The sequence below is a fragment of the Bacillus sp. FJAT-29937 genome, assembly GCF_001509555.1.
In the GTDB taxonomy this organism is placed as follows: Bacteria; Bacillota; Bacilli; order Bacillales; family Cytobacillaceae; genus Cytobacillus.
Map to the genome: position 1 here is coordinate 370,763 of NZ_LMAS01000006.1, position 7,316 is coordinate 378,078.

5 protein-coding genes and 2 riboswitches are annotated in these 7,316 nt (G+C 36.1%); of the genes, 3 read left to right on the forward strand and 2 right to left on the reverse strand.

Annotation, left to right across the window (positions count from 1 at the left end):
- Positions 1–114: 114 nt before the first annotated feature.
- Positions 115–1,473, forward strand: coding sequence for a glucose-6-phosphate isomerase (locus AR328_RS15360; protein ID WP_066297153.1), 1,359 nt, complete (start codon positions 115–117; stop codon positions 1,471–1,473).
- Between the two features lie 70 nt (positions 1,474–1,543).
- Here the strand turns inward: AR328_RS15360 and AR328_RS15365 are convergent, their stop codons facing one another.
- Together AR328_RS15365 and AR328_RS15370 are read right to left on the reverse strand one after the other, a co-directional pair.
- On the reverse strand, positions 1,544–2,047 hold the full coding sequence (locus AR328_RS15365) for a competence protein ComK (RefSeq protein ID WP_231734910.1): 504 nt from the start codon (positions 2,045–2,047) through the stop codon (positions 1,544–1,546).
- A gap of 45 nt (positions 2,048–2,092) precedes the next feature.
- Positions 2,093–2,353, reverse strand: coding sequence for a helix-turn-helix domain-containing protein (locus AR328_RS15370; protein WP_066297158.1), 261 nt, complete (start codon positions 2,351–2,353; stop codon positions 2,093–2,095).
- A gap of 902 nt (positions 2,354–3,255) precedes the next feature.
- A riboswitch (cyclic di-GMP riboswitch) is annotated at positions 3,256–3,350 on the forward strand.
- 142 nt (positions 3,351–3,492) lie between these two features.
- Here AR328_RS15370 and AR328_RS15375 point away from each other — a divergent pair.
- Positions 3,493–5,796: an EAL domain-containing protein gene (locus AR328_RS15375; RefSeq protein WP_066297160.1), complete on the forward strand. Its 2,304-nt coding sequence runs from the start codon at positions 3,493–3,495 to the stop codon at positions 5,794–5,796.
- A gap of 149 nt (positions 5,797–5,945) precedes the next feature.
- A riboswitch (cyclic di-GMP riboswitch) is annotated at positions 5,946–6,032 on the forward strand.
- A gap of 189 nt (positions 6,033–6,221) precedes the next feature.
- Positions 6,222–7,316: methyl-accepting chemotaxis protein (locus AR328_RS15380; RefSeq protein WP_231734878.1), on the forward strand; the 1,095-nt coding region annotated here is incomplete at its 3' end.

Genomic DNA, 7,316 nt, shown 5'->3' on the forward strand with positions numbered 1-7,316 from the left:
CATAGTAATCGGAGTATGTATTAATAATACTAATTTCCTTTTATTCACTTAAATTCCTAAAGGATTAACATGATAAAATAAAGTGATCATAGATAGAATAGGAAGTGTTTTTTGTTGTCATTTAGTATTTATTTTGACTATTCAAATGCAGAATCTTTTTTTCAAGACAATGAATTAGATAGTCTTCAATCTAAGGTAAAGCAATTACATGACGTAATTCACGAAAAAACAGGATTGGGTAATGAATATTTAGGTTGGCTAGATTGGCCAGTTCAATATGATAAAGAAGAATTTGAACGATTAGTAAAAGTAGCAGAGAAGATTAAATCGGACTCAGATGCTCTCATTGTCATTGGGATTGGTGGGTCTTATTTAGGGGCTCAGGCGGCCATTGATATGCTAAATCATCATTTTTATAATTCTCTCCCTAAAGGAAAAAGAGGGACACCCGAAATCTATTTTGTAGGGAACAATGTAAGTCCATTATATATTTATGACTTATTAGATTTGTTAGAAGGAAAAGATATATCTATCAATGTTATATCAAAATCCGGTACAACCACCGAACCCGCCATTGCTTTCCGTCTACTTCGAAAGTTCATTGAGGAAAAGTATGGGGTTGAAGAGGCAAGAAAACGGATATATGCCACAACAGATAAAGAAAAAGGAGCGTTAAAAACACTTGCTGCTCAGGAAGGCTATGAAACATTTGTTATCTCCGATGATATTGGTGGACGTTATTCTGTTCTCACACCAGTTGGTTTGTTGCCGATTGCCGTAAGTGGAATAGACATTAATCAAATGATGTTAGGTGCAGCTAAGGCAAGGGAAGAATTAAGATCGCCCAATTTAAAGGATAATCAAGCTTATCTATATGCATCTATTCGAAATATTTTATATAGTAAGGGGAAAAAGATTGAAATCCTTGCAAACTATCACCCATCCATGGCAAATTTTGCGGAATGGTGGAAGCAATTATTTGGCGAAAGCGAAGGGAAGGATGGAAAAGGAATTTACCCGGGATCAGCCAATTTTACAACTGATTTGCACTCTTTTGGTCAACTCATACAAGACGGAGAGCGGAATCTATTTGAAACCACCCTTTTTGTTAAGAGTGTTCAAAAGGATTTATGGATAGAATTTGAAGATGATAATTTAGACAACCTTAACTACCTTGCAGGCAAATCCTTTGACTTTATTAACAAGCAAGTCATAAAAGGGGCTATGATCGCCCATGTGAGTGGGGGAGTTCCTAACTTGGTCATACGAATTCCAGATATATCCCCTTATACGTATGGATATTTAGTCTATTTCTTTATGAAGGCCTGTGCGATGAGTGGTTACCTACTAGGGGTCAATCCGTTTAATCAACCTGGAGTTGAGGAATATAAACGTAATATGTTTGCCTTATTGGGCAAACCGGGTTATGAAAATTTAAAACTCGAACTGGAGCAGATGGAAAAGGGTATATAAATGAAAATCTTGTTTTAAAAGTAGGGTATGGATATGTTTCTTCCATACCCTATCTGAATTAGTAAAGCTTTTACTTTTGCCTTTTCCGGAATCGCTTCTTCGTTTTTTCTACTGTAAAGAAAATTGAACCTCTTGTCATTTCTTCTAGCTGTTCTGCTCTTTTAATTTTACTGTTGAATGAGGAGAGTTTGGCTGCGATGCATTTGGTTTTGCCGTTGCTGTAGGTGATGGATGTTTTGAGGTTTAGACTTGATGTCCTTTTGATGTGGGCGGGATTAAACCAAACACACTCTTCATTCTTTGCTGATTTGGTTGGGAACACGACAATTCGGTCAATCGGATTGACCAAGACTGGGCAACAATGCACATTGCCCAGCAGTCTTTTTGATGTTTCTATGGCGCCTCTTAAGTCATATCCGATGCTTCTTATGCTTTCATCGAGAATCTCAAGTGGTGATTTGTCGACCATAAATGTTTTGTTTGTTTCAATGACGTGTGTGCATTGTTTCCCGTAACGATCACGATGACCTGCCATTTGTACGAAATTTTTGTTGATGGTATAGCGTGGTTTCATAAACAAGTGTCTCTTCTCCTTTGACAGCATGGCTGCTGAATATTTTTATTCAAATTCCTTTTTACGCATTCTAGCTCTGCGTATGTCTTTTTTAACTTCTTCCAGTAATTCTAAGGGGTCCATCTCAAAAGCACATGCTAGAGAATTGAAGGTAGTAAACTTGGGAATTACCTGATCGTTTTCAATCTTTCCGATTGTTCTCCGATCGAGAGAGCTTTCGCTAGCCAGGGCTTCTTGTGATTTCATCCTCGATTTTCTTAATCTCCTTACTGTGGTACCGATATATGCTAATGTCCAGTTGTTCATTGATAATCTCCTTTTTAATTCTATTAGACAATAAGAAGATTATTTACTCTACGTATGGAAGTTCTCATTTGTTGGATTAAGGAAACATTTTAAAATATATAGTGAATTAGTTGTAGGGTATTGGAGACTTTATAGTCTGAAAAGCCTATGGTATAAGGGTTTCAGAAGAAGAAACTTGGTAAGGGAGTCTAAAAAGGCAATTGTTACATTATGGTGAACATTGAGAATTTCTTTGAAAATAGCGATTGATTACTGTTTTTTCTAATGAATGTATTGAGAATCAAATGGGCGGGGTATAGCGTGGCTCTCTTTAGTGTGGGTGGCCTCGAAGGATTGAAATATAGGTACAAGTAAATGAGTAGCTTCTAATAGCTGACTTACGAGAAAGGAGAATTCGACCACCAAGGGATCATGCTAGTTGGCGTCTTGATTAGACATTTGTTGTGTTATGACATTTGTGTAAAACTAAGGAGGGGGGCACCTCCCCGTACTTAAAAAGTCTAATCAAACGTTTGATTGAACAGTCTCAATCCCATGACCTGTATGGGTTAAAGGAGATTTAATTAAATCTTTGATTAGCATGGCCCCGAAATAAAAGATGCTTTTCACCGCTAACCTTTTAGTAGGGAAGGAGGCTTCTTCCTCCCCCAAGCAGCCTCCAAGCCATACAATGCTGCTATGTATGTTCATCCTTCTTTTCACTTATCGTATCAGATGACACTTATGCTGAAGTTCCAATTTATATACTTCTCTACTTTTTGCTGAAAAAACACTAAAATAGTAGAAAAATGTCGAATTTGTTAGGTATTTGTAAAATTTTGTTGAATATTGTTGACTATTCCATTTGTGTTAATTATTATATAAATAGTAAAAATGTAATAGGTAATTATGCGTTATTTAAAATTTGATAAAGGCAAACTCATTGAAAGATGAGGACGCAAAGCTATGGGTCTGTCGTTCAATTAAGCTATTGAACTATGATCGCCAGGTTGCCTAATAGCTTTATACAAGTAAAGTGATGGCTGCTCTTTTTATCAGAGACAGCTTATTTTTGTGTGGATAATTTTTGTTTATAAATAATGTTCAATAATCCAAAACCTTTTTGGATAAGTCAAGTTACTGAGGAGCTCGATTTTGAAATGGAAATGATTCTATCAAATCAAAGTAGACATAAATTTGAAAGGTTGGAACTAGAAAAAGGACTTCAAAATGCAGTCGATCGAGATGAACTATTCCTACATTATCAGCCTAAGCTTAGTCTAACTTCAGGGGAAATCATTGGTATTGAGGCATTGCTTCGCTGGAATCATCCAAAGAAAGGGGTCATTTCACCTGCTGAGTTTATTCCCCTTGCGGAAGAATCAGGACTTATCATACCTATTGGAGAATGGGTTTTGAGAACTGCCTGTCAACAAAATAAAGCTTGGCAGGATTTAGGCCTCTCGCCTGTAGTTATATCAGTAAATCTATCGGTTCGCCAGCTTTATCAAGATAATTTAGTTGAGGTTGTTAAGAGAATATTAGATGAAACAGGGCTCTCTCCTGAGTTCCTTGAACTTGAGATCACCGAGAGTATGTTGATGGATATCCAACATGGTATCAAGGTTTTGAAAGAATTAAAAAGGATTGGGGTTCAACTTAGTTTAGATGATTTCGGAACAGGATATAGTTCACTTCTTCACTTGAAAGAGCTTCCGATTAATAAACTAAAAATTGATCAATCCTTTATTCGAAATTGTACAGAAAACACGAATGATGCCACCATTGTAAAAACGATTATTGCGATGGCTCATCAATTAAAACTTGAGGTCGTTGCCGAAGGGGTTGAATCAAAAGACCACTTGATTTTTCTTCAGAGAAATTTATGTGATGAGGCTCAAGGGTATTTATTTAGTAAACCTTTACCTATGCACCAGGTTGTACGCAAATTCGGCGAAATTGAACAAATAATCACTGAAAATGGACTTCCTAAAGAATTATCAGATCAAAATAGACTGGAAGAAGCATTGAAACTCGCTCGCCAGGAGTTAGCAGAAACAGTTAGGCAGCAGCAAGGGATGATCTTCAAATTCACAAAGAAGAATGGGAAATTCATTCATACAATATGCGATGGTGAATTACTTTATCGAATGGGCTTATATCCAGATCAAATAATTGGCCGGGAGCTAAGTGTCTTCCTTCCTTCTCACTTGGCTGAGGTAAAAAGTCAATATTATCAGAGGGCTTGGAATGGTGAGAATCATGTCACATATGAATGTGAAGTAAACAAAGTTGAATGCATTGTGTCATTACGTCCTATTTTAAGAAACGAACAAGTGGTTGACGTGATTGGTTCATGTGTTGATATTACTGAAATCAAGCAGGTAAAGGAAGCCTTAGAACAGAGTGAATCCAACTATCAGCTCATTACTGAAAATATGACTGATTTGGTTACTGTCTGTGATTCGCATGGCAGAATTATATATGCTTCTCCCTCCCATAAAAAAGTATTGGGATTTATTCCGGAAAAAGAGGAACAAATTCAAGAAAAAAGTTGGGTTCACCCTGAAGATATGGCTCATATTGAAAATCAGTACAATCAAATAGTAGCGAGTAAAAAGCTCGGTCAAATAGAATTTCGTATTAGGCATCAAGATGGTTATTGGTTTTATGTAGAGGCTCAATTTAACCCGGTAATCGGAAATAATGGGGAAGTAGAATCTATTATTGTTGTAGGACGAGATATTTCGGAGAGAAAGAGAGTGGATGAATTTTTGCATAAAAAGGAAACGCTGTCCGTCATCGGACAATTAACCGCAGGTTTTGCGCATGAAATTAGGAATCCTCTCACTTCAGTAAAAGGATTTCTACAAATGTTGCAACAAGAAATAGACAAATCTAAATATGTCGATATTATGTTATCTGAGGCTCATGATATTGAAAGCGTTATCAATGAGTTCTTAAGCCTTGCCAAGCCACAAGCAATTCAAATGTTGGAAACGGATTTAAACGATTTGTTACAAAAGGTTATTACATTAATTAGTACACAAGCCATTCTAAAAAATATTAATATTATCCAAAAGGTTGATCCCGATTTACCACTAATCTATTGTGACAATTATCAAATTAATCAAGTGTTAATTAATATTCTTCAAAATTCTATTCAAGCGATGAACAATGGTGGAGATATTACAATTCAAGCAGCATGGGATGGATCGGAACAAATTAATTTCCGTGTTATTGATCAAGGATGTGGCATTTCAAAAGATCGAATGAAAAGAATTTTTGAACCATTTTATAGCACAAAAGAAAAGGGAACAGGAATTGGATTAATGATCTGTCACAAAATTATTCAGGATCACGGCGGAACCATTCATATTGATAGTGAACTAAATAAAGGGACAACCATTGACATTGTTTTGCCTATTAAAGCACCAATAAATAATGAAAGTAGTGATCTGTGATAAAGGTATTTGTTGCACTCACAAGGTTTAGAAGTAGGAAAATGTCGAATTGCGTAAATTATTGTAAAATAATGTAGAAATTATATTGACTATACAATTTTTGTTCATTACTATATATAAGGAAATAGGTGTTTTTACATAGTTATAAAATCCGATAAAGGCAAACTTATCGAAAGGTAAGGACGCAAAGCTATGGGTCTGTTGTTCAAATGAACTATGATTGCCAGGCTGCCAAATAGCTTTATTTTATTAAAGTGATGGCTGTTCTATTAATGAAGGACAGCTTTTTTTTGTGCAAAAATAAAATAGGTTGGTGGTTATAACGAAGAAATATTCTACTTTTGATTCATTTTGTTTTAAATAATCTTTTTAAAAGTGATTATATCTAGAGAACAAAATAATAATTAAAGAAGTGGTGAAATAAATTGAAATTTACAATTGGTAAAAAGCTGTTAGGAGGATTTTTGAGTATTGCCCTATTACTGGGCTTTATTAGTGCCATCTCTTATTTCAACCTTAAGAAGCTAGATAACTCTTATTCAGATTTAGTTGATCGGCGGGCTGTAATCGTCATCCATTCAATGAATATGGAAATTAGTGCATCTAGAGAAATTAGTAGTTTGAGAGGAGTATTATTAAAGGAAAAGGGCTCATCGGAAACTCTAACACAATCCATAAGTGCTCTTAATGAGAATATAAAAGCTACAAGCGATATCGCTTTTCAACAAGACCATAAAGACAAATTAAAACAGCTTGAATCCATGAATAATGACTTTATGAACAAGTCAGAGGAAGTCAAAGCCATGATGGGGAAAGACCCGGAAAAAGCAAATAAATATGCAGTTGAAGAAGTGATTCCTTTAGCGAGAGAAATTAGAGATATAGCGGATGGACTCGCCATAGAACAAAAAAAACTTATGTATGAAGGAAGTTTGGCTAGTTCTAAATTATCTGATGCAGTCACATCTACAGTTCTTACCTTAAGTTTAATTGGTATTGTATTAGCAGTAATGATTGGCGTGGTTATTACTCGAATGATTACTAGACCTATTTTATTAATAGAAAAAACAGCATCGGCTATCGCGGAAGGTGACCTTACTCAAGAGGACGTTCAAGTAAAGAATCGGGACGAAATTGGAAATCTGGCAAATTCATTTAATCAAATGAAAGGGAATCTGCGTCAATTGGTTCTTGAGGTGAGCACAGATGCTGAGCATGTAGCCTCAACTTCAGAAGAGCTGTCAGCTAGCGCCGAACAGAATAGTGCAGCAGCTGAACAAATTTCAATTGCCATTCAAGAGGTAGCGCTAGGTTCAGATAAACAAGTATCGCACGCCTCAGAAGCGAATCAGGCAGTCGCGGAAATCTCACGGGGAATGAATCAGGCTGCCGCATCCATTCAATTTGTTGCAGATTTAACGACAACCGCAAATGATAAGGCTGTCGCTGGAAATGAAGTGGTGACTCAAACCGTTGAACAAATCAATCTTGTTCAAAAATCTGTTAATGAAGCTGGGGAT